Here is a 20,046-nt window from a genome sequence, read left to right on the forward strand (position 1 = left end):
TAACCCAAGATACGGCAGCATGACTCAAACAAATCCGCCTCCGAATTTACCGGTACGATTCATAAAACCCTGAAAGGTATCAAATGGTACAAGGTTTACAACGCCACCTGTTGCATCGGCTCCGTAAAGGGCAGACGCACCATCCCGCAATACTTCAATACGTGAAATTGCTGACGAAGGGATGCTGTTGACATTGTAGAGTATGGATGGGACCCCATTTTTATTTTCAAAAGTTGGGTGTACCACCATTCGCCGCCCATTTAACAGAGTAAGGGTATTACCTGTTCCTAAACTACGAAGGTTGACGCCAGCAACATCTCCACGGGCACCATTTGTCCCTGTATTGGCATCGTTGAACTCAAAGTCACCAACTGACGGAATAAAAGAAAGTAGATCTTGCATATTGGTAACACCTAATGATGCAATCTCATCGCTCGACATAATCGATACCGGAAGCGCGTCCTCTGCTAACCCCTGAACACGTGAACCCACCACGGCAATTTTTTCAATTTTCTCCTCTTCTGCTGTGATGGCTCCAACTTCCTCTGTAATGCCTGGCATTGCTGCCATAATCAGTGATACTGAAGTGAGAACTTTAAAATTGGCTCTTTGTTTTGATTTTTTCGTCATTGTTGCCTCCGCCGCCAAACCTGAGTGAGTGTCTGAAGTTTTAAGCTGAAAAATGGCTAATTTTTCTTCAGCTTTTCCAGATAAACAGAAGATTTTTCTATTTGCAATAAAAAAAGCATTTCCATAATCTCAGGTTATGGAAATCGATAAAATGAGTATGGCTATCTTTATTTACGCAGATTCTGGCTCAATAAAGCGTTGATCGATGCTTTAACGCAATCAACGAAGTATCGCATCGGATAAGAGAGGCTTCGTTTTTGGGAAAATACTGCGGTCACAGGTAACAGGTGACTGGAGGCGAGCTCAAAAATAGCAATTTGATTGTCTTGATTGCCGATGCTGTTTATTACCAGTCGGTCCAGGATGGCAAACCCAATCGCATTATTTACCAGTGATGCTGCCATGTGATGATCATGCACGCGCACAACATTATTAGGCGATCCGCCCGAGGCAAGCCATGCCGAACGTGCTCGTTGTCCTAAGGGTTCATTTTCATAAAGCTCAATAAAAGGCAGCTCCTGTAACTGCGCAAGGTTTACTTTTCCATCCGGTCCAATCGCTTTGGATACTTTGTTAAGCCACTGTTTTGGGATAGCGCAGACAATCGGTAATTCTGTAAGTAAGATTGAAGCTATGCCATCCAAGCCATCCTGACCAAAGGTAAATCCCATATGGTAGGCGGTAGGTCGTTCATCCAGATTTGAAAGAATGACCGGTGAGTGCTCTGATGAGATATCAAATGTAAAGCTTTTATGGTGTTGCTGGAAAATTGTGATGGCGGCAGGCAATACGCGTTGGCAGATAGCAGGTGTAGCTGCTATGCGTATATGACCAGCTGCGCCATCCTTTAAGCGATGGCACAAGCTTTTTACTGCAACAAGGGAATCATGAGCACGGTTTACCTCTTCAAACAGGACTCTGGCTTCGGCGGTCGGTGACAGTCTGCCACTTACTCTCGAAAACAAAGCAAACCCTATTTCTTCTTCCATTTGTTGAATGCTGGTTGTGACCGACGGTTGTGAAACCGATAGTTTTTTTGCTGCTTTGGTGACTGTCCCTGAAGTCATTACTGCATGGAAAATCTCTAACTGTCTGAATCTCATGCGATTTACCTTTGTGCTTTTCTTAAGTATAGCCTGTGATTATTTTTAAGTAAAATAAAACAATTTGACTTATACCATGAAAGTGCCAAATATGTCGAAAAAAACGGCAATAGGATTCGGTATGTCACAGGTTTTTTATCGTTCACCAAAAACGAGTTATCCCGTAGCTGTCAGAGGTGATGGTGTTTACTTGTATGATGAAAAAGGCAAGGCATATTTAGATGCTAGTGGTGGTGCAGCAGTTTCTTGCTTGGGGCATCAACACCCTTATGTGATTGATGCTATAAAGTCACAGCTCGATCAACTCAGTTTTGCACATACGGCATTTTTTACTAATGCTCCACAGGAGGCCTTGGCTGAACGATTATCGGCCCGTTTTCCTGAAAAAAACTCACGGGTATATTTTTTATCTGGCGGTAGTGAGGCGAATGAAACAGCCATTAAGTTGGCCCGGCAGTTCTGGGTTGCTGGCGGAAAACCAGATAAATATCTAATAATCAGCCGTGAGCAAAGTTATCACGGTAATACATTAGGCGCTTTGTCATTAAGCGGAAATCCACAACGTCGTAAAGTATACCAGCCCATGCTTTTCGATTGGCCCCGAATTGAGCCTTGCTATGCATACCGACATCAGTTTTCCACTGAGACTGAGCAAGACTATGGCGAACGGGCCGCTAATTATTTACAGCAAGAAATTGATCGTGTCGGGGCAGAAAACGTGGCGGCCTTTATTGCTGAACCTGTGGTAGGAGCGACCCTTGGGGTTGTTCCAGCTGCAAAAGGGTATTTTGAGCGGATTCGTGAGATTTGTAATAAAAATAATATTTTGCTTATTCTGGATGAGGTGATGTGTGGTGCTGGTCGAACAGGCCATTATTTTGCTTTTGAAGCGGATAACATAGTACCCGATATTGTGACACTTGCAAAAGGCTTAGGAGGAGGGTATCAACCCATTGGTGCTGTGATTTGTCGAGATCATATTCATAACCAAATTGTTGACGGTTCAGGTAGTTTTGCCCACGGACACACCTATATTGGTCATGCAACAGCATGCGCTGCTGGTTTAGCGGTTATGGATGTAATTGAGGCAGAACATCTACTGCAAAAAGTTAAAACATCAGGTGAAGTGATACGCACAGATTTAGCTGCAGCTTTTGGGGAACACCCTTTTATTGGTGATATCCGAGGGAGAGGCTTGTTTATTGGCATTGAGTTAGTGCAGGACAAAGCAGATAAAACGCCTCACGCCAACGGCGGGAAAGTTGCAACTTCGATAAAGCAGCGTGCTATGTCAGAAGGTTTAATTTGCTATCCAGGGAGTGGGGGAGCCGATGGTATAAATGGTTGTCATATTCTGCTCGCTCCGCCTTTTATTTATACCTCTTCACACATTGATGAGCTGGTTACCAAGCTTAAGCGAGTTTTACATGTCACACACTTTTAAACAAATGCCTGATAATAAACTGATTCTGATGTCGGCACCAAATGGTGCTCGACGACTTAAAGGAGATCATAGTGCGCTCCCTGTGAGTCCGAAGGAACTGGCTGAGTGTGCCAAAGGCATTGTGCAGGCGGGGGGCTCAGTGCTTCATCTCCATGTACGCGATAGCGATGGGCATCATAGCCTCAATCCGTTGCACTACAACGAAGCAATACAGCGCATTAAGTTGTCGGTGGCAGATGAGCTGATTCTTCAAATTACCACAGAGGCAGTCGGTATTTATAGCATTGACGAGCAGGTTTACTGTGTTAAAGAGGTAAGGCCTGAGGCGGTTTCTATAGCTTTGCGTGAAATTTGCCCGGATGAATCCAGCCTTGTAAAAGCTGAAGGGTTCTTTTCATGGTGTGCTCAAGAGGCGATATGGGTGCAAATTATTTTGTATAGCCTAGATGACATTCATCGTTATAAAGAGCTAAAACAGCGTGGAGTTCTTTCAGGCTTAGTGCCCAGCGTCTTGTTTGTTTTAGGACGTTACAGTCAAAACCTATTAGGAGACCCTAATGATTTACTGGGTTATTACAATGCGTTAGGTAATGACGTTCAATGGGCTTGCTGTTGTTTCGGGCAAACTGAGCTTGCGGCAATGGCCATTGCCGCGGAGCTTGGAGGACATGTCCGAATTGGATTTGAAAATAATCTTTGGCTTCCGGATGGGACACGTGCACACGATAACATTGAACTGTTGAATCATTTCGTTGGCAGCTGCTTGCCTGGAAATAGGACGCTGGCAACTGCCGATGATATCAGGCAATGGCTTCATGCAAATCAAACGTCGGTAGGGAGCAGCTAATGGCAGGGTTTAATAAAGTCTTAGAGAGTTACGAAGCAGCGATGGCAGGGCTGGAAGACGGCATGACGGTCATTGCCGGTGGTTTTGGCCTGTGCGGTATTCCGGAAGGCTTGATTGCCCAAATCAAAACAATGGGTACCCGGGAGCTGACGGTGGTGTCCAACAACTGCGGGGTCGATGGTTTTGGCCTGGGCATTTTGCTGGAAGATAAGCAAATCAAGAAAATGGTCGCCTCCTATGTTGGTGAAAACGCTCTGTTCGAAAAGCAGCTGTTAAACGGTGAGCTGGAAGTTGAATTGACGCCTCAGGGCACCCTGGCAGAAAAAATGCGGGCAGGCGGTGCCGGTATTCCGGCCTTTTTCACCGCCACCGGTTACGGCACCCCGGTCGCCGAAGGCAAAGAGACCCGTGAAATTGATGGCCGCCATTATGTGCTGGAACCTGCCATTACAGGCGATTTTGCCATCGTCCGCGCCTGGAAAGCCGACCGTTACGGCAACCTGGTGTTCCGCCACACTGCGATGAACTTCAACCCAATGGCCGCCACCGCTGGGAAAATCACCGTGGCTGAAGTGGAAGAAATTGTCGAGCCGGGCGAGCTGGAACCCAGCCAAATTCACACCCCGGGTATTTATGTGCAGCGCGTGATCAAAGGCAACTTTGAAAAACGCATTGAACGCCGCATGGTTCGTCAAGGTTAAGGAGGCAGCAATGGCTTTATCACGTGAACAAGTCGCTATGCGAGTGGCGCAGGAACTGCAAGATGGCTTCTACGTAAACCTTGGCATTGGTATCCCTACCCTGGTCGCCAACTACGTACCAGCAGGCATTGAGGTAATGCTGCAATCAGAAAACGGCTTGCTGGGCATGGGCCCTTACCCAACCGAAGCAGAAATCGATGCCGATATGATCAATGCCGGCAAAGAAACCGTGACCGCAGCGACCGGTGCCGCTATTTTCAGCTCGGCCGAAAGCTTTGCCATGATCCGCGGCGGCCATGTCGATTTAACCGTATTGGGCGCGTTTGAAGTCGACCAACACGGCAACATCGCCAGCTGGATGATCCCGGGTAAACTGGTCAAAGGCATGGGCGGCGCTATGGATTTGGTAGCCGGTGCCCAGAACATCATTGTCACCATGACGCACGCCGACAAACACGGCAACAGCAAGCTGTTACCGGACTGCACCCTGCCCCTGACCGGCGTGGGCTGTGTGAAGAAAATCGTCACCGATTTGGCGGTACTGGAAGTGCGCGATGGCGCTTTCCATCTGCTGGAGCGGGCGCCTGGCGTCTCGGTTGAAGAGATTCAGCAAAAAACTGCTGGAACGCTGATAGTTAGTAAGCAAGTACCTGAAATGGAAATTTAATTTATGGTTTTAAACACAAGCGCTGCTATTTCACTATGGAAAAAGTACTTTTGGCTCTCAGTGCTGTGTGTCGTTTCTACTGATGTTTTCGCGAGGCAAAGCTGTGAGTTTGAGAAGACTTCTTTTGATTCAAATTTTCCTGCTGGACGCTTAACAAGTTGTCAGAAATTGTCAGAGCAAAACTATCGTCTGATAATATCACCAGCATTTAGCCCGGTAAATCCAAGCGCCTGGTATGCATTCAGGGTTCGAGCTAAAGAAACAATTGAGTTGGATATTGAAATTGTGTTTAGTACGGGTTTTGCTCGCTATTCACCAAAGTTATTGATGAGTGATCAAAGTTGGAAGGTACTTCCGTATCAGAAAACTGAGCGTACTATCAGCTTCAGTTTAACTGTACCAAAAGAGCAGAGCCAATACATTGCAGCCCAGCCGATTCTCGATAATGCCTATTACGAATCATGGTTAGAGCACGTGTCAGCAAGTACAGATGCTGAGATTTTTTCAGTGGGCTTTTCTGAACAAAACAATGAGTTGAAAGCCTTGCAGGTATCCCCGGAAAGCGCACTTTTATTTCTGATCATTGGAAGACAACATCCACCTGAGGTGACCGGTGCTTTAGCATTATCAGCATTTGTGGAGCGTTTATTCGAGAGAGAGCCGCTTGCAGAGCAATTCAGACAGTTTGTGAATATTGTAGTTATTCCGCAGGTTAACCCGGATGGCGTTAAAGCGGGTAAGTGGCGGCATAATAGTCATGGTATTGATTTGAACAGAGACTGGCACCAACGATCTCAGCAAGAAACACAGAGCATTCATGGATTTATTAAAGAGCGCTACGAAAGCGGTCAGCAGTTGGTTTTTGCACTAGACTTTCACTCAACGAATAGAAATGTCTATTACACGATGCCTGCAGAGAAAGAACTTTATTGGCAAGGGCTTACCCAGGAATGGTTGGCCGATCTTACCGCACGAATTTCTTATGACGTAATTGATGCACCTAGCGATCGCCCTGGAAATGGCGTATTTAAACAATACATTGCAGATTATTTCCATGTGCAGGCGGTTACCTACGAAGTAGGGGACGAGACTCTGATTGAGGAGATTAAAAAAACTGCACATGCAGCGGCAGAGGCGCTTATGATTCAGGTTCTGAGCAGAACTACTGGTGAAAAGTTTTAATTTTATGTGTGAAGTTTTATTGCTGATTCGAGAATCAGTTTTAAGCTCTCGGTATTATCATATCTCTTCCTTTGAATTGACAATTATCAGTCTGCTGATGACTGCTATCCAGTAAGATAGAGATAAATTTGCAGTCCGTTGCAAGCGTCCAACGATGATTACGAGGTGTCCGGTGAGCCAAGCCATTTTAGCCAATTGGGATGATATTTTGCTGCTGAATGATCAGCTGAACGAAGATGAGCGGATGATCCGCGATATGGCGTATGACTTTTGCCAACAAGAGTTGATGCCTGGCATTTTGCAGGCCAACCGGCAGGAGCATTTTGACCCGGCCATTATGCGCAAGTTTGGTGAAGTCGGGCTGTTGGGTGCAACCATCAAAGAGTACGGTTGCTCCGGGGTGAATTACGTCAGTTATGGCCTGGTGGCGCGGGAAGTCGAGCGTGTCGACAGTGGTTATCGCAGTGCCATGAGTGTGCAGTCGTCCTTGGTGATGCACCCAATTTATACCTTTGGCAGCGCGGCGCAAAAAGAAAAGTACCTGCCAAAGCTGGCAACCGGCGAGTGGGTTGGCTGCTTTGGTTTAACCGAACCCGATTCAGGCTCTGATCCGGCCAGCATGACAACCCGCGCCAAAAAAGTGGAGGGCGGTTATCGCCTGACCGGCAGCAAAATGTGGATCACCAACTCACCCATTGCCGATGTGTTTGTGGTCTGGGCTAAGAACGAAGCCGAAGACAATGCCATTTGCGGCTTTGTGCTGGAAAAAGGCATGGCCGGTTTATCGGCGCCGAAAATTGAAGGCAAATTGTCGCTGCGCTCGTCCATTACCGGCGAAATCGTGATGGACAATGTATTTGTGCCCGAAGAGAATATGTTCCCAGAAGTACGCGGTTTAAAAGGCCCGTTCAGCTGCCTGAATATGGCGCGCTATGGCATTTCCTGGGGCGCTTTGGGTGCGGCAGAGTTTTGCTGGCACGCTGCCCGGCAGTATGGGCTGGATCGCAAGCAGTTTAACCGGCCACTGGCACAAACCCAGCTGTACCAGACCAAGCTGGCCAATATGCAAACGGAAATCACCCTGGGTCTGCAAGGGTCATTGCGGGTGGGCCGTATTATCGACAGCGGCAGCTGGGATCCGACCATGATATCGTTAGTCAAACGCAACAACTGCGGCAAGTCGCTGGACATTGCTCGCATGGCGCGCGACATGCACGGTGGTAATGGCATTGCCGATGAGTTCCATGTTATTCGTCATATGATCAACCTGGAAACCGTCAATACCTACGAAGGCACCTACGATGTGCATGGCCTGATCTTGGGGCGCGCTCAGACTGGTCTGCAGGCTTTTTTCTAACTTCACCGTAAACCTTTCCCCGCAGCAGCCTTATCCTCAGATAAGGCTGCTTGCTTTTTATCAATGGCGCCCCCGACCGCTTGCGGCATAGTGAAAACCCTTCTTTTTTGGAGTTTTTCTCATGCTTCGTATTAGATTTATTTCAGTTGTTCTTACCTATGGTCTCTTTACCAGCGCCATGATTAATGCGGCGCCAGTGCCCGACAGTGACCGGTTGCCGGTAGATATTCGACGTACCACCTTTATTGTTGAAGACGTTGACACGTCATTGGCACTGTATCGCGATGCTCTGGGGTTGCGGGTGATTTACGATCAGGTGTTGGTCTCCCCGATGGACAATGGGGGCGAACGTAAGCGTCGCCTGGTATTGCTGCAGGCGAATGACGATTTTATCGGTGCGGTTGGGTTACTGGAGTACATGCATCCGCGTAAACCTCAACGGCAAGAGCATTTTTCCGAGCCAGTACCAGGTGATCCTATCGTGGTGATCAATGCACAGGATTTAGACAAGCGTTGGGCCAAAGTGGCAGCATCCAAAGGGGTGCAGGTGATTACAGCACCGCATTTAGTGCATTACCCGCGGGCCGATGGTGGCCAGATTGGCGTGATGATGTCGATGATTCGTGATGCGGATGGCTATTGGCTGGAAATTAATCAGCTGTTGGATGCACCTGCACGGGCTGAGGATGCCTCAGACGCGCAGTAACCGACTGCAGGCCTTAGCAGGCCTGTACCAGCTCGATCAATTCACCGGCGCTGCCTTTTAACAAGATGGCCCGACTGGCTGGGTAGTACGGATCATCCAGTGAATGAATGGTTGCGTTCATCCGTTTGGCAATGCCATCAAGATCCCGGGTGATACAGCTTATCATCGCGATACCAGATGGTAGTTGACCCGTTGCCGTTTGCAGCGGTTCGGCTTCAGGCAATTGATCAATTTCAAACAAGGAGTTGCCAGCCAGCTGCAAGGTAGCCACCGGGTACTGATGCTCTATCGGGCGTTGCCAGGCCTTATTCAGTACAGTGATCTTGGTATCAAACAGCAGGGCAGGTTCGGCCTGGTTCAGTTGCTGGTAAAAATCGACCGCCTGCTGGCGATCCGGTACCGCTAGTACTGGAATAAACAGGCTGCCGCTAAAACTGTTGGTTTGCGGCAATTGGAATGGTGGCACTGGCCTTTGCACTTCAGTCAGGTAACTGACTTCCTCTGCCGGGCCTATCAGCTGCATGGCTTTGATGGCATCACTGATTTGCAGGTAAGCAGGCTCACCGATGATAGCAAATTCATCGGTTTGAATGGTATGTCGTACTGCTTCGACATCGGCAACATTGACCTCCAGAGCCATCCAGCCCTGACGTTTTAGCGGCTGGACTGGTTGGATATCTTGCTCCGATGGCATCTGAATTACCCGCAGCCAGGCATCGCCATTGGCGGCTGCTAAAATCAACATCGGTTGATCAGCACAAGCGGGTGCTTGCCAGAAATCAGCTAGTTGCGGGCTAACCCTTGCTTCACGTACCAGGCTAAACCCCAGTTGCTGGCAATAGGCCTGTCGAACCCGCTCTAAATTTGCGGTCACCAGGGTTGCGCCCAGGATAGGGCCCAGCTGAGGCCCCGATAGGTTTTCAAGCTGACTACTCACGGGGTTGCCTCGTAGTTTTTGCCAAGTTCCAATAAGGCATTGGTGCCCAGCAGCTGGTTCAAGCTGGTTAAATCCAGCATCCGATCGCGCCAGCTGGCAGTATTGCCATGGGTTTTCATATCAGCCAGAAATTGCTGCGCCATAAAGGTGTAAGCCCGTACCATGGCTCCAGGGAAGATCACCATCTGGTAGCCCAGCTGCTGCAAATCTTTGGCCGATTGCAATGGGGTACTGCCACCTTCAACCATATTGGCCAACAATGGGATTTTTTTCTGGAACTGGCTGTTCATATGCTGCATTTGCGCCAGCGACTCCGGCGCTTCGATAAAGAGCACATCGGCGCCGGCCTGGTAATACTCATAAGCCCGGTTCATTGCAGGTTCGAAGCCTTCGACCGCTATTGCATCGGTGCGGGCGATGATCAGGGTGTCCGCGCTCTGGCGGGCATCAACCGCCGCTTTAATTTTACCGACCATCTCGGCGCTACTAACCAGCGATTTACCTTTCAGATGACCGCAGCGTTTCGGCATTTGCTGATCTTCCAGCTGAATGGCCGAGGCGCCCGAGCGTTCAAACAGCCGCACAGTGCGCTGCACGTTTAACGCATTGCCAAAGCCGGTATCGGCATCGACGATCATCGGCAGGGCAGAGCGCTCGCGAATGAGGCTAATGGTTTGTGCCACTTCGTTCATCGATACCAGGCCGATATCCGGTCGGCCCAGCCGGGTGTAGGCGATGCTGGCACCCGACAGGTACATCGCCTGAAAGCCGGCCATTTCAATGAGTGATGCACTTAACGCATCAAAGCCGCCCGGTGCAAAAAGTATTTCCGGGGCCTGAATCAATTCTTTTAACGAGGCTGCTGCCATAAAAGAGTCCTGAGCTGTCATTGTTTAAAGGAAGTGTGCGCCTTGCTGATTGCGCACTGTCGCTATAATATCCGAGGCCGAAGCACTCCAGATGGCCTGGCCGCTGAGATAATCCAGCAGCTGCTCCAGATAGCCAATCCGGTGAGGCTGGCCCAGCAGCCAGGGATGAATGTTCAGTGCCAGCATCCGGCCGCCTTGCGTTTGGGCCTCCTGCAACAAAAAGTCACAGCTGTCACTAACTTGCTGCACATAGGAAGCTTCACTGTGCAGGTTGTTGCCTAAGATGAAGGCATCTTCCAGCTCGGTCGAGAGCGGCATCGCCCAAATCGGTTGGCTTTGGGTCTGCATTGGGTAGGGCAGGTCATCATTCACCCAGTCGCACAGATAGTCGATCCCCTGTTCGGCCAGTAGATCCGGCGTGCGGGCGCTTTCATTGCGCGCCGGGCTAAGCCAGCCGCGAACGGCCTGACCGCTCAGGTTGCGCAGTGTATCGAGCGAGCGCTGAATCAATTCACGCTCGTCCTGTTCACTTAGGCCTCCGTAATGCAGGCTGTCCATATTCCAGCCATGGCAGATGATTTCCTGCTGTTGCTCTTTCAGCACATCCACCAGGTAAGGAGTGCGCAGCGCCAATTCGCTATTCACCGCAAAGGTGGGGGTAATGTGGTAGCGATCCAGGGCTTTTAATACCCGGAACAAACCTACCCGGTTGCCGTAATCGCGCAAACTGTAGTGGCGCAGGTCCGGGTAGGGCATGGTCATGCCGCCGGGTACCTTGTAGGGCTTGCCCTGTTGATTCAGCGGGAAAAATTGCAAGCAGACATTGACCCACAGCGCCAGCGGCTTGCCGTTTGGCCAGCTCAGTTTGGGCCGGTCGGTCAGCATCGACCAGCGGTAGCGCTCATGGTCCATGCCGTAGCCACGTTTCGGGTAGTTTAAATGGGTCGGATCAAGCGCCATCAGACACCTCCTGCTTTGCTGGCAATGTCGGCTTGCACGGCATCGTAATAGTGGCTGCGAAAGTAATCGGCAATCTCACGACCTGTGGTGACCCAAACATCCGGATGACTGGTGATGTAATCCAGCGCCTCTTCAAAGGCTTTCATCCGATGTGGGCAGGCCACCTGATAATTGTGGGTGGGGATGCACATAATGGTGCCGGATTCCTCACCTTCCTGATACAGCCGGTCAAAGTTGTCTTTTAGCATCTGGCCATAGCGTCTGGGCTCGACTTTATTCACCACATAGGCGATGGTGTCGTTCATTTCCAGCGAATAGGGGATCGAGACAAAGCGCTTGTTGCTGCGCAGCGCTATCGGCGTAGGCTGGTCGTCGTGAAACAGATCGCAGGTGTAAAAACCGCCGTCTTCGCCAAACAGCTCGCTGCCAACCTCGGCAAATAAGTCCAGCGTCAGCTCCGAATGCGATAGCGCCGGTGCCAGATAGCCAGCACACTTTTGGCCGGTATGGCGGTAGATGGTTTCTATTGAGTCGCGGATCATCGTCCGCTCTTGCTGCTCCGACATGCCATAGGTGTAACGGGTGTTGTAAATGCCGTGGCTGAAAAACTCCCAGTTGCGCTCTTTGCACATGGCAATGATTTCAGGGTGGTGCTCGCATAGCGCGGTGGACAAACTGACCGAACCGCGAATGCCGTATTTATCCAGCAGCGCCATCTGGCGGCTATGGCCCACTCGGTTGCCGTAATCGCGGATGCCGTAGCCCTGAATGGCCGGGTAAGGCTGAGGCCAGGCTTTTCGATGCGGGTTCTCCGGCGGATCCAGTTCGTAGAACTCAATATTCGGCGCCACCCAAAATGCCAGCTTTTTGCCATCGGGCCAGCGGATTTTCGGCCGGTCTTGATAGGGCCAGTACTGATAAAACCCGGGATCTGCTTTCATGCACGGCTCCTTAGTCGCTTTGCTGCGCTGCCAGCCAGCCGATGACTTCATCGATATCCAGCACATCGGCGTACTTCAGCGCCAGATCGGTCAGGTTGGCGTAGTGGTAACTTTCGTGTTTATCGGCCACGCACTGCTCCGGTACTATGGTGCGGTAGCCGCGCGACAGCGCATCCACTGCGGTGGCACGAATGCAGCCAGAGGTAGAACCGCCGGTAATGATCACGGTATCGACCTGATGCCAGACCAACAAGGACTGCAGCTGTGTTTCAAAAAAGGCCGAGGGCATTTTTTTGCAGTAAATGATGTCGCGCTGCCGGTCGATAACAAGCCGCTCGTCAAACTTGGCCCGCTCGGAGCCAAATTTGATGTTTTGCAATGAGTCTGGGGTGTTGGTGCGGGTGCCCCAGATGCCGGCATCTTCGCCGGACTCCATGTAAGCAACATGGGTCCAGACCACCGGCCAGTTCAAGGCGCGAAAACGCTCAGCCAGCTGATTGGTGTATTCCAGCTGTTTCGGATCGGTCTCGTAAGCCGTGGCAAACTGGCCAACGGCGGTGTAGGCCTTTTGCGGGTCGACATTCACCAGCACGGCTTTGCGGCCAAAACCAAAGCGCTTGCGGGCCGGGTTGTTTTTCACATCGAAGTAAATTTCTTTGGCGGTTTTCGTGGTGGTTTCCATGCTCTGCTCTCTTGTTGCGGATGGTGAAGCACCCAGGTGTTTGGTTAGCCTAGTAAGCTTCAATCATGTTGTCTTTGACGAAAAGCATTTTGCTGTTAATGCCCTTGCTATTGGCCCGGTAGGGCTGCGTAATAGGCTGCCAGTAAGGCAATATCCTGATCCGATAAACTTCTGGCCTGAGGTGACATCAAGGCATTGACCTTTTCGCCACTGCGGTAGGCAAGCATCGATTGCAGCAAATGGTTTTCATCCTGTCCCGCCAGAGACGGATACATCGGATTATTTGAGATCCCCTGTGGGCCATGGCATGCCGCGCAGCTGGCGGCACGAATACGGCCTTTTGACAGCAGTTCTTGCTGTGCCGCGGCAACAGGATCCAGTGGTTCACTGCTTGCACTGGTCGCAGTTTCCGGCTCAGCACAGCCGCTCAGTAGTAAGACGCCGCTGAGGCTGCAAGCAGAAATCAAGGCTTTTAGTTGGAAGGCTGCTTTGGTGAGCATAAAGTACCCCTGTGGTGATGTTTCAAACACCTTTACGTTAGCATGGCTCTACTGGCAGGTAGACCATTATCCAGCTGTAGTTTTGACATCCATCAATAAGCGTCAGTAAGGCAGTGTTGTAACCGGAGCTTGAATAAACTCACGCATTGCTTGTGGAACTATCGGCTGATAAGGAACGCTGTAACTGAAATTAAACAGTTCTTCTGTCCATACATTGATATGAGCACCTCCGACAAACCGAATCAGACTGAAGCTACCACCTTTGCTGCCATAAGGGCCGTGGGCGATGCCTGGAGGACGCCAAAAGTAAGCCCCAGCTTGCATGGTTCCATATTCCCCGGTTAGATCTCCGGCGATCAGAAAGGCTTCTTCGGGTGTTGGGTGCATCTCCTTCGGCCCTCGCCAGTTTACCGGGTGAGTTTGAGGCGAGGTCATAAACAGAAAGGTTCGCTGGCCCGTAATGGGGTCCTGCCGCAGATTTTTCCGTCCAAGCCCCAGGTGAGCGAGTTTGATGTCATGAATGTGCCTGTCCCATTGCATTCTGTAGGTATCAAGAAAAGGAATGGCTGGCAGATGAGCTGCACGCTGAATCGCATCATCTTGTTCTTCAAATGGCAGCGGTGCACTGTCAAACATTCGCAGAACAATGGTATCCTCCATCACGATGCAGTTCGTTCTGGGGTATCCTGCGGGCAAAAAGGCATAACAACCAGCGGCATACTCGAATCCATTGAGATGAAAGCTACCAGCCAGTACATAAAACTCTTCATTGGCTGTGATGGCATGATTCTCCAGCCATTGCTGTCCGTTACGAAGACGGTGCAATGTTGTATAAGCGCAGCTTTCAATGTCCCTGCTGAGTAATCGCGACTCTATGTCGTTAAAATACCTGTCTTGTTGCCATGGTAAGCATTGATTCTGAATAAACTCAATGTGATCCCGGGTCATGTCTGTATGTCGCTCTTTGAAAAACGCTGTTGTAAGAAGGGCATGAGCCCGCCAGCTGCCAGAATACCCATCAGCTCTTCTGGGATGGGCTCACATTGAAACTCCTCACCGTTGCTAAGGTTATGCAACAAGCCGCTGCTTAGATCGAGCTGCAATTTGTCGCCGGGTTGAATGGTGCCAAGCTCTGGACAGAACAGCACCGGCAGGCCGAGGTTTAACGCATTGCGGTAAAAAATACGGGCAAAGGATTTTGCAACAATGGCCGAGACACCCAGCTCGACCAGGGCCTGGGCGGCCTGCTCGCGCGAGGAGCCTATACCAAAAGCATCGCCGGCAATCATGATGTCGCCTGGTTGCACCTGACTGGCGAAGTTCGGGTCGACTGCTTCCAGGCAATGCGCGGCCAGTTCGGCGATGGAGCCCTTCATGTAGGCACCGGGTGCCAGCACATCGGTATCAATGTTGTCCCCAAAGACCCAAGCGGCACCGGTTAGACTGTGTTTCATTGGCTGCTCCCTGCTAAAAATTGGCGTGGATCGGTGATTTCACCGGTAATGGCGGCGGCGGCCACGCTGTAAGGCGAGCCTAAATACACGTTGGAGTCGGGCGAACCCATCCGGCCTTTAAAATTGCGCGATGTTGACGACAGGCAATTCTCGCCATTGGCAATGGCACCGGCCCCCATGCCGGCACAGGCGCCGCAGCCGGTCGGCAGTAAAATGGCGCCGGCTTCGGTTAAGGTCGCCAGAGTCCCGTCTTTGGTGGCGGCTTCGGTGGTTTTCACTGAGGCTGGCGCAATCAGCAAACGGGTACCGGTCTGCACTTTGCGGCCTTTTAACACCTCGGCAGCCATATGCAGATCCGACAGTTTGGCACCGGTACAGGCCCCAATGTACGCCTGATGAATGGGTGTCCTGGCAAACTCGGTCACCGGATGGGTATTCTCCGGGCTATGCGGTGCGGCGATTTGCGGCACCAGGGTGCTGGCATCAAAGTCATGCACCGCCTCGTAAGGGGCTGCCGCATCGCTTTGCCAGCTGAGGGCATCCCCGGCCACTGGCTGGCCGGTCTGGCGGATCCAGTCGGTAGTGGTTTGATCAGCGGCAATAATGCCGGTTTTCCCGCCCAGCTCCGCCGACATATTGCACAGCACCATCCGCTCGTACATCGACATGGCGGCAACGGTGCTGCCGCCAAACTCCATCACTTTATAATTATTGTTCATGCCAAGGCGGGCACAGAGGAACAGCATAATGTCCTTGGCGCTGCAGCCATGTTGCAGCTCGCCATGCCAGTTGATGTGAATGGTGTGCGGCACTTTGATCCAGATCTCGCCGGTGGCCAGCACGCCGGTCATTTCGGTGGCACCAATGCCGACCATAAAGGTGCCAAAAGCGCCGCCAGTGGGCGAGTGCGAATCACCGCCAACCAAAAACATACCCGGCTGCAAATGGCCTTGCTGCGGCAGCATCACATGGCAAATGCCCTGCATGTCGTAAAAATGGCCAATTTGCTGCTCTTTGGCCCAGCGTCTGGTCAGCGCCAGGATCTCTGCACTTTCCGGATCGGTGGCCGGCACAAAGTGATCGCTTACCAGCACCACTTTGGAGGGATCGAACACCTTAGCGCCCAGTGCTTCCAGCCGGCTTTTTACCCGGCGTGGACCACTGGAGTCGTGCATCAGCACCAGATCCACCTGACAGGTGACAATCTGGCCGGGTTCAACCCTGGGCTGCTGACTGGCACGGGCGATGATTTTCTGGGCCAGAGTTTGGGGTGCGATTTGAGCTGGGGTCATGGTTTTTCCTGTAGCCTGCAACTTGCCTTTTGGCATACTTCTACACGGCCAGACTTGTCGCAGACCGTGAATGCGTGCTATCACAATAAAAGAAAAGTGCGGCCGATGGTATGGAGCCAGAGCGCTAATTTGGGCTGGAAGCCTTGTCAGATATAGGAATTTTGATAAATGTCAACTGTGAAACTGAGCGTGGATGGTGCGGTTGCCACCCTGTGTATTGATCGCGCCGAGAAACGCAATGCGCTGAATCAGGCCATGTGGCAGCAATTGTCCGATCACTGCGATGCCTTGCAACAGGACATCAAACCGAAACTGGTGCTGGTGACGGCTGCCGGGGAGCAGGCGTTTTGTGCCGGGGCAGATATTCAGGAATTGCACCAGCTGCTTGAAGATAGCCAGGCGCTGGCCGCCAATAATCAACTGGTGCAACAAGCTCAGCTGAAGTTGCAACGGCTGCCGTGCGCCACCATCGCAGTGATCAATGGCCTTTGCGTCGGGGGTGGTTTGGGCATCGCCCTGTGCTGCGATTTCAGGCTGGCGTTGCAGGACGCCAGATTTGCCATTACGCCATCGAAGCTTGGCTTGTTGTACAGCATTGAAGATAGCCGCCGTTTGGTCAATCTGGTAGGTGAAGCCCGTGCTAAGCAGCTGCTTTACACCGGCGCCATGCTGGATGCAGAGACCGCGCTGAAGTGGGGGCTGGTGCATCAGATCACGGAGCGCGCCAACTTAGCTGCCTGTGTGCGTGACTGGCAGCAACAACTGCTCGCAGTAAGCCGGGTGTCGATAACAGGTATCAAGCAAACCATAGCGCATTTGGGGGGAGATCCTGAGTTTGGAGAGGCTAAGGTCCGCCCCTTATTCGATGCGGCGTTTCAGCAAGCAGACTTTCAGCAGGCTGCCGCTGCCTTTATTGCAAAGCAACAGGTGGTTTTTTCATGATGGAAGTGAAGGGTTTTATTCGCTGCGATCAAGACAGCGGTTTTAGTGCGCACATTGGCCCTTTCTACCAAAAGCCGCAGGGGGAGGGCTTTGTTCGTGCGCTTCAGCTTGGAGACATTCATTTAAACCCGGAAGGGGTGGTGCATGGCGGCGTGCTGCTGTCCTTTGCCGATTATGTTATTTACCGCGCCATTGGCGATATCACTGGCCATCAGATGAAGTTTGCCACCATTCAACTGAACAGCCAGTTTCTGGCCGCCGCCAAAGCCGGTGAGGTGCTGCTGGGGGAGGGGCGTATTGTCCGGCAAACCCGGAGTGTGATCTTTGCCGAAGGCCGTCTCTTTACGGAACGCCGCGAAATTATGGCTGCCAACGGTATCTGGAAAGTTCTGGGAGCCTGAAATTCGTTTTTGCCAGTAAGTCGATGTTGGGTTGATTTACGCTTCTTGACAAAGATCAACGCATTGATACTTTGGCTCAGCCACTATCGGGTTATGAAATCCATAACTAGATAAGGGGTATGGCATCATGAAGCATCGGACCATACGCGGCACCATCCGTTACACCAGCAAAAAACCTGAGCGGCTGGATCAGGAACGAGGGCGTGAGTTTTTTTCGCTCACCCGACAATTTGATGGCTGCATGGTGTTGCAGGCGCACTGCGAAATTGATGACGAGCCCAATGTGATTCGTGATGTGGTGCTGGCGATGCAGCCGGATGCCAGCCCAATTGATTGCAGCGTACGCCTGACAGTAGGTGACAAATACGAAGGCAGCGGCTGGATGCGTTTTGCCAAAGGCTATGTCGAGTGTGAAAGCCACAATCAGCGTGACGGCCGCATCCGACAGCAGGTAGAGATTGATGCCCCAGTGCGCTGGCTGCAGGCGCATCCGATAGTCGGCGATGCACAGCTGTTGCGGATGTACGATCTGACGCAAGGCCCTGGCAAAACTTTCTTCCCAAACCTCTTTCTGACCTCCCCCGATCACCGCGGTGCCACCGGCCCCTTGCTGTTTAAAACCGGCTTTGGTCTGCGCTATGTTGGTGAAGAAGCCATCACTGTTGCGGCAGGCCACTTTCAGGCACGCCACTTTCAGCTGGTCGATACCGCCGGTAACTTGCCCGAAGAGCACCCGCCTTACGATCTTTGGTGCACTGCGGATGACGACTACCTGTTTTTAAAAGGCGGCGTCGCTGGATACATGCAAACACATTACGAGTTGGTGGACTATCAAATCATTGAACGGGGGCTGTCATGAGTGCACTTAAAACCTTACCTTCCTGGCAAGCATTAACTCAGCATGCGGTTTTTCCAAAAGCCAATCATGATGAGGTAGCACGGATGAATGTGCTGACCCATCTGAATTACCATTTAAGTGCCAGAGTGTTGCCTGGTGTCAAACTAAGTTATGAGCAGCGGGTCAAGCCTGCCTTTGTCAAGAGCCAGGGCCGTGAGCCAGCAAGTCGCCACGAAATCCGACAGGCGATGTTGCAAGACTCTTACTTTCAGTTTTGGAGTGCGCTGCGTCGTAACACTATGGAAATGCGCCATCAGGCAGGGCGTTCCATGGTATTGCGACAAATTGATCGCATAGTCGACCAAGTTGATGCGTTAAATCAACACGCATCAACATTGCAACTGAATGACTCCATTGAGGTTCCGCACAATATTTCCGATGTGGATATACATTGCCAACCGGGTTGTTACTACACGGAGTACTTTGAAAATGATGTCACTGTAGCGGCCAGTTATGATGCCGGACTTTTTGTTACCACAGCCGGCCTGTTGGGCGCGCTGAGCGATGGTGGTGGCCAAGGCATTGCCAATTGGCTGGCAACAGAGCACCCGGATTTTAAACCTCGCCGGATCCTGGACATTGGCTGCACCATCGGACACAACGTAGTGCCGTTGGCGCAGGCGTTCCCGGATGCTGAGGTGATTGCTGTTGATGTGGCCAGGCCCAGTTTGCGCTATGCTCATGCCAGAGCTAAAGCGCTTGGAGTCGATAATATTACTTTTGTGCAGGCTAATGCTGAGCAGCTGCCGCAGTTTGCCAATGAGAGTTTCGATCTGATCACCACGGCTATGTTCTGGCACGAAACCTCGCACCGGGCTATGCCAGCTATTTTAAAAACCATTCAGCGATTGCTTAAACCCGGCGGCTTAACTCTGCATCTGGAACAGCCTCAGTATCAGGGAATGGGCCTTTATGAGCAATTTATCCGCGATTGGGACACCTATTTTAACAACGAGCCCTACTGGGGGCCGATGCATGACCTGGATTTAACCGCAATGTTGGCTGCAGCAGGCTTCAACGCAGAGGATTTGTTTGAAATCGGCGTGGTGTCCAAAGTAGATGAAACCATTTTTGGTAAGCGTGAAGCGGGCGATTCTGGTGAGGATTATGGTCGGGCACCGGTCTGGAATGCTTTTGGGTTATGGAAAAAATAACGAAGCGGGGTGAGTCATGAAACAACAAAGCATTGACGCGATTGATTTGGCCGGTACGAAAGCAAAAGGCACACGGCCTTGGTTTTTGGCTGATCAGCAGACAGAGCAGGTACTATCCATTGCTATGGCACTGGCAACTGAACTGGCAGTGACGCGTGAGCGGCTAACCACACTGGAGGCGATTTTGGTACAGCAACGCGTGCTGTCCAAAGATGCTATTGAAGAATACCGTCCTTCAAAGCAGGAAACTGCAGAGCGCAGTGCGGCCATGCAAGAGTACCTGGCGCGCATTCTTCGTATTGTTCAGCAAGACAAAGAAAGCATTGGTGCTCAGGATAAAAGCATGGAGCAAATCCAGGCCGAATTGACCCGAAGCTAG

General features: G+C 51.3%; 23 protein-coding genes. 12 read left to right on the top strand and 11 right to left on the bottom strand.

The features are described 5' to 3' along the window. Positions 1-24: 24 nt before the first annotated feature. Together QWY20_RS15635 and QWY20_RS15640 are read right to left on the bottom strand one after the other, a co-directional pair. Positions 25-630: a TonB-dependent receptor plug domain-containing protein gene (locus QWY20_RS15635; RefSeq protein ID WP_330129933.1), complete on the bottom strand. Its 606-nt coding sequence runs from the start codon at positions 628-630 to the stop codon at positions 25-27. Between the two features lie 167 nt (positions 631-797). Then, complete coding sequence (locus QWY20_RS15640; protein ID WP_330129934.1) at positions 798-1,733, bottom strand: LysR family transcriptional regulator; 936 nt, start codon at positions 1,731-1,733, stop codon at positions 798-800. A 91-nt stretch (positions 1,734-1,824) separates the two neighbouring features. On the opposite strand from QWY20_RS15640, the gene QWY20_RS15645 reads away from it, so the two are divergent. The 7 genes from QWY20_RS15645 to QWY20_RS15675 all read left to right on the top strand — a co-directional run bounded on the left by QWY20_RS15645 (position 1,825) and on the right by QWY20_RS15675 (position 8,637). Continuing rightward, positions 1,825-3,177, top strand: coding sequence for an aspartate aminotransferase family protein (locus QWY20_RS15645; protein ID WP_330129935.1), 1,353 nt, complete (start codon positions 1,825-1,827; stop codon positions 3,175-3,177). After that, positions 3,161-4,024 (top strand): BKACE family enzyme, encoded by an 864-nt coding sequence (locus QWY20_RS15650; RefSeq protein ID WP_330129936.1) that lies wholly within the window; start codon positions 3,161-3,163, stop codon positions 4,022-4,024. Before QWY20_RS15645 ends, QWY20_RS15650 begins: the two co-directional genes overlap by 17 nt. Further along, a complete protein-coding gene (locus tag QWY20_RS15655) occupies positions 4,024-4,725 on the top strand; it encodes a CoA transferase subunit A (RefSeq protein WP_330129937.1) in 702 nt (233 codons plus the stop codon). The genes QWY20_RS15650 and QWY20_RS15655 overlap by 1 nt, the downstream gene beginning before the upstream one ends. Before the next feature lie 10 nt (positions 4,726-4,735). Continuing rightward, positions 4,736-5,392, top strand: a complete 657-nt coding sequence (locus QWY20_RS15660; protein ID WP_330129938.1) for a CoA transferase subunit B — start codon at positions 4,736-4,738, stop codon at positions 5,390-5,392. Positions 5,393-5,395: 3 nt separating this feature from the next. After that, the gene (locus QWY20_RS15665; RefSeq protein ID WP_330129939.1) at positions 5,396-6,574 is read left to right on the top strand and encodes a M14 family metallopeptidase; all 1,179 of its coding nucleotides are present in this window, start codon (positions 5,396-5,398) and stop codon (positions 6,572-6,574) included. 172 nt (positions 6,575-6,746) lie between these two features. Then, the gene (locus tag QWY20_RS15670) at positions 6,747-7,931 is read left to right on the top strand and encodes an acyl-CoA dehydrogenase (RefSeq protein WP_407935439.1); all 1,185 of its coding nucleotides are present in this window, start codon (positions 6,747-6,749) and stop codon (positions 7,929-7,931) included. Between the two features lie 121 nt (positions 7,932-8,052). After that, complete coding sequence (locus tag QWY20_RS15675) at positions 8,053-8,637, top strand: VOC family protein (protein ID WP_330129941.1); 585 nt, start codon at positions 8,053-8,055, stop codon at positions 8,635-8,637. Positions 8,638-8,650: 13 nt separating this feature from the next. Here the strand turns inward: QWY20_RS15675 and QWY20_RS15680 are convergent, their stop codons facing one another. The 9 genes from QWY20_RS15680 to QWY20_RS15720 form a co-directional block, all read right to left on the bottom strand. Next, positions 8,651-9,574, bottom strand: a complete 924-nt coding sequence (locus tag QWY20_RS15680; RefSeq protein WP_330129942.1) for a hypothetical protein — start codon at positions 9,572-9,574, stop codon at positions 8,651-8,653. Next, entirely contained in the window at positions 9,571-10,443 is an 873-nt protein-coding gene (locus QWY20_RS15685) for an isocitrate lyase/PEP mutase family protein (RefSeq protein WP_330129943.1), read from the bottom strand. Before QWY20_RS15685 ends, QWY20_RS15680 begins: the two co-directional genes overlap by 4 nt. Positions 10,444-10,467: 24 nt before the next feature. Further along, positions 10,468-11,403, bottom strand: coding sequence for a polysaccharide deacetylase family protein (locus QWY20_RS15690; protein ID WP_330129944.1), 936 nt, complete (start codon positions 11,401-11,403; stop codon positions 10,468-10,470). Further along, the gene (locus tag QWY20_RS15695) at positions 11,403-12,344 is read right to left on the bottom strand and encodes a polysaccharide deacetylase family protein (protein ID WP_330129945.1); all 942 of its coding nucleotides are present in this window, start codon (positions 12,342-12,344) and stop codon (positions 11,403-11,405) included. The genes QWY20_RS15690 and QWY20_RS15695 overlap by 1 nt, the downstream gene beginning before the upstream one ends. Positions 12,345-12,354: 10 nt before the next feature. Further along, positions 12,355-13,026 carry an isochorismatase family protein gene (locus QWY20_RS15700; RefSeq protein WP_330129946.1) on the bottom strand — a complete coding sequence of 224 codons (672 nt, stop codon included), beginning with the start codon at positions 13,024-13,026 and terminating at the stop codon, positions 12,355-12,357. Between the two features lie 107 nt (positions 13,027-13,133). Beyond that, on the bottom strand, positions 13,134-13,526 hold the full coding sequence (locus tag QWY20_RS15705; RefSeq protein ID WP_330129947.1) for a c-type cytochrome: 393 nt from the start codon (positions 13,524-13,526) through the stop codon (positions 13,134-13,136). 102 nt (positions 13,527-13,628) lie between these two features. Continuing rightward, positions 13,629-14,474, bottom strand: a complete 846-nt coding sequence (locus QWY20_RS15710; RefSeq protein WP_330129949.1) for a cupin domain-containing protein — start codon at positions 14,472-14,474, stop codon at positions 13,629-13,631. Beyond that, positions 14,471-14,980 (bottom strand): 3-isopropylmalate dehydratase small subunit, encoded by a 510-nt coding sequence (locus tag QWY20_RS15715; protein WP_330129950.1) that lies wholly within the window; start codon positions 14,978-14,980, stop codon positions 14,471-14,473. Before QWY20_RS15715 ends, QWY20_RS15710 begins: the two co-directional genes overlap by 4 nt. Further along, complete coding sequence (locus QWY20_RS15720) at positions 14,977-16,272, bottom strand: 3-isopropylmalate dehydratase large subunit (protein WP_330129951.1); 1,296 nt, start codon at positions 16,270-16,272, stop codon at positions 14,977-14,979. Before QWY20_RS15720 ends, QWY20_RS15715 begins: the two co-directional genes overlap by 4 nt. Before the next feature lie 168 nt (positions 16,273-16,440). Between QWY20_RS15720 and QWY20_RS15725 the strand changes: the two genes are divergently transcribed. From QWY20_RS15725 to QWY20_RS15745, 5 genes are all read left to right on the top strand, one after another. Next, complete coding sequence (locus QWY20_RS15725; RefSeq protein WP_330129952.1) at positions 16,441-17,214, top strand: enoyl-CoA hydratase/isomerase family protein; 774 nt, start codon at positions 16,441-16,443, stop codon at positions 17,212-17,214. Then, on the top strand, positions 17,211-17,615 hold the full coding sequence (locus tag QWY20_RS15730) for a PaaI family thioesterase (protein WP_330129953.1): 405 nt from the start codon (positions 17,211-17,213) through the stop codon (positions 17,613-17,615). Before QWY20_RS15725 ends, QWY20_RS15730 begins: the two co-directional genes overlap by 4 nt. Positions 17,616-17,742: 127 nt before the next feature. Beyond that, positions 17,743-18,474 carry a hypothetical protein gene (locus QWY20_RS15735; RefSeq protein ID WP_330129954.1) on the top strand — a complete coding sequence of 244 codons (732 nt, stop codon included), beginning with the start codon at positions 17,743-17,745 and terminating at the stop codon, positions 18,472-18,474. Continuing rightward, complete coding sequence (locus QWY20_RS15740) at positions 18,471-19,667, top strand: class I SAM-dependent methyltransferase (protein WP_330129955.1); 1,197 nt, start codon at positions 18,471-18,473, stop codon at positions 19,665-19,667. The genes QWY20_RS15735 and QWY20_RS15740 overlap by 4 nt, the downstream gene beginning before the upstream one ends. Before the next feature lie 16 nt (positions 19,668-19,683). Further along, positions 19,684-20,046, top strand: coding sequence for a hypothetical protein (locus tag QWY20_RS15745; protein ID WP_330129956.1), 363 nt, complete (start codon positions 19,684-19,686; stop codon positions 20,044-20,046).

It is taken from the genome of Alkalimonas cellulosilytica (genome assembly GCF_036325985.1).
GTDB lineage: Bacteria > Pseudomonadota > Gammaproteobacteria > Enterobacterales > Alteromonadaceae > Alkalimonas > Alkalimonas cellulosilytica.

What these genes read in the sequence shown, in the direction of transcription:
- QWY20_RS15635 (WP_330129933.1), bottom strand. Translation starts at nt 630, where the DNA reads ATGACGAAAAAATCAAAACAAAGAGCCAATTTTAAAGTTCTCACTTCA.
- QWY20_RS15640 (WP_330129934.1), bottom strand. Translation starts at nt 1,733, where the DNA reads ATGAGATTCAGACAGTTAGAGATTTTCCATGCAGTAATGACTTCAGGG.
- QWY20_RS15645 (WP_330129935.1), top strand. Translation starts at nt 1,825, where the DNA reads ATGTCGAAAAAAACGGCAATAGGATTCGGTATGTCACAGGTTTTTTAT.
- QWY20_RS15650 (WP_330129936.1), top strand. Translation starts at nt 3,161, where the DNA reads ATGTCACACACTTTTAAACAAATGCCTGATAATAAACTGATTCTGATG.
- QWY20_RS15655 (WP_330129937.1), top strand. Translation starts at nt 4,024, where the DNA reads ATGGCAGGGTTTAATAAAGTCTTAGAGAGTTACGAAGCAGCGATGGCA.
- QWY20_RS15660 (WP_330129938.1), top strand. Translation starts at nt 4,736, where the DNA reads ATGGCTTTATCACGTGAACAAGTCGCTATGCGAGTGGCGCAGGAACTG.
- QWY20_RS15665 (WP_330129939.1), top strand. Translation starts at nt 5,396, where the DNA reads ATGGTTTTAAACACAAGCGCTGCTATTTCACTATGGAAAAAGTACTTT.
- QWY20_RS15675 (WP_330129941.1), top strand. Translation starts at nt 8,053, where the DNA reads ATGCTTCGTATTAGATTTATTTCAGTTGTTCTTACCTATGGTCTCTTT.
- QWY20_RS15685 (WP_330129943.1), bottom strand. Translation starts at nt 10,443, where the DNA reads ATGGCAGCAGCCTCGTTAAAAGAATTGATTCAGGCCCCGGAAATACTT.
- QWY20_RS15690 (WP_330129944.1), bottom strand. Translation starts at nt 11,403, where the DNA reads ATGGCGCTTGATCCGACCCATTTAAACTACCCGAAACGTGGCTACGGC.
- QWY20_RS15695 (WP_330129945.1), bottom strand. Translation starts at nt 12,344, where the DNA reads ATGAAAGCAGATCCCGGGTTTTATCAGTACTGGCCCTATCAAGACCGG.
- QWY20_RS15700 (WP_330129946.1), bottom strand. Translation starts at nt 13,026, where the DNA reads ATGGAAACCACCACGAAAACCGCCAAAGAAATTTACTTCGATGTGAAA.
- QWY20_RS15705 (WP_330129947.1), bottom strand. Translation starts at nt 13,526, where the DNA reads ATGCTCACCAAAGCAGCCTTCCAACTAAAAGCCTTGATTTCTGCTTGC.
- QWY20_RS15710 (WP_330129949.1), bottom strand. Translation starts at nt 14,474, where the DNA reads ATGACCCGGGATCACATTGAGTTTATTCAGAATCAATGCTTACCATGG.
- QWY20_RS15715 (WP_330129950.1), bottom strand. Translation starts at nt 14,980, where the DNA reads ATGAAACACAGTCTAACCGGTGCCGCTTGGGTCTTTGGGGACAACATT.
- QWY20_RS15720 (WP_330129951.1), bottom strand. Translation starts at nt 16,272, where the DNA reads ATGACCCCAGCTCAAATCGCACCCCAAACTCTGGCCCAGAAAATCATC.
- QWY20_RS15725 (WP_330129952.1), top strand. Translation starts at nt 16,441, where the DNA reads ATGTCAACTGTGAAACTGAGCGTGGATGGTGCGGTTGCCACCCTGTGT.
- QWY20_RS15730 (WP_330129953.1), top strand. Translation starts at nt 17,211, where the DNA reads ATGATGGAAGTGAAGGGTTTTATTCGCTGCGATCAAGACAGCGGTTTT.
- QWY20_RS15735 (WP_330129954.1), top strand. Translation starts at nt 17,743, where the DNA reads ATGAAGCATCGGACCATACGCGGCACCATCCGTTACACCAGCAAAAAA.
- QWY20_RS15740 (WP_330129955.1), top strand. Translation starts at nt 18,471, where the DNA reads ATGAGTGCACTTAAAACCTTACCTTCCTGGCAAGCATTAACTCAGCAT.
- QWY20_RS15745 (WP_330129956.1), top strand. Translation starts at nt 19,684, where the DNA reads ATGAAACAACAAAGCATTGACGCGATTGATTTGGCCGGTACGAAAGCA.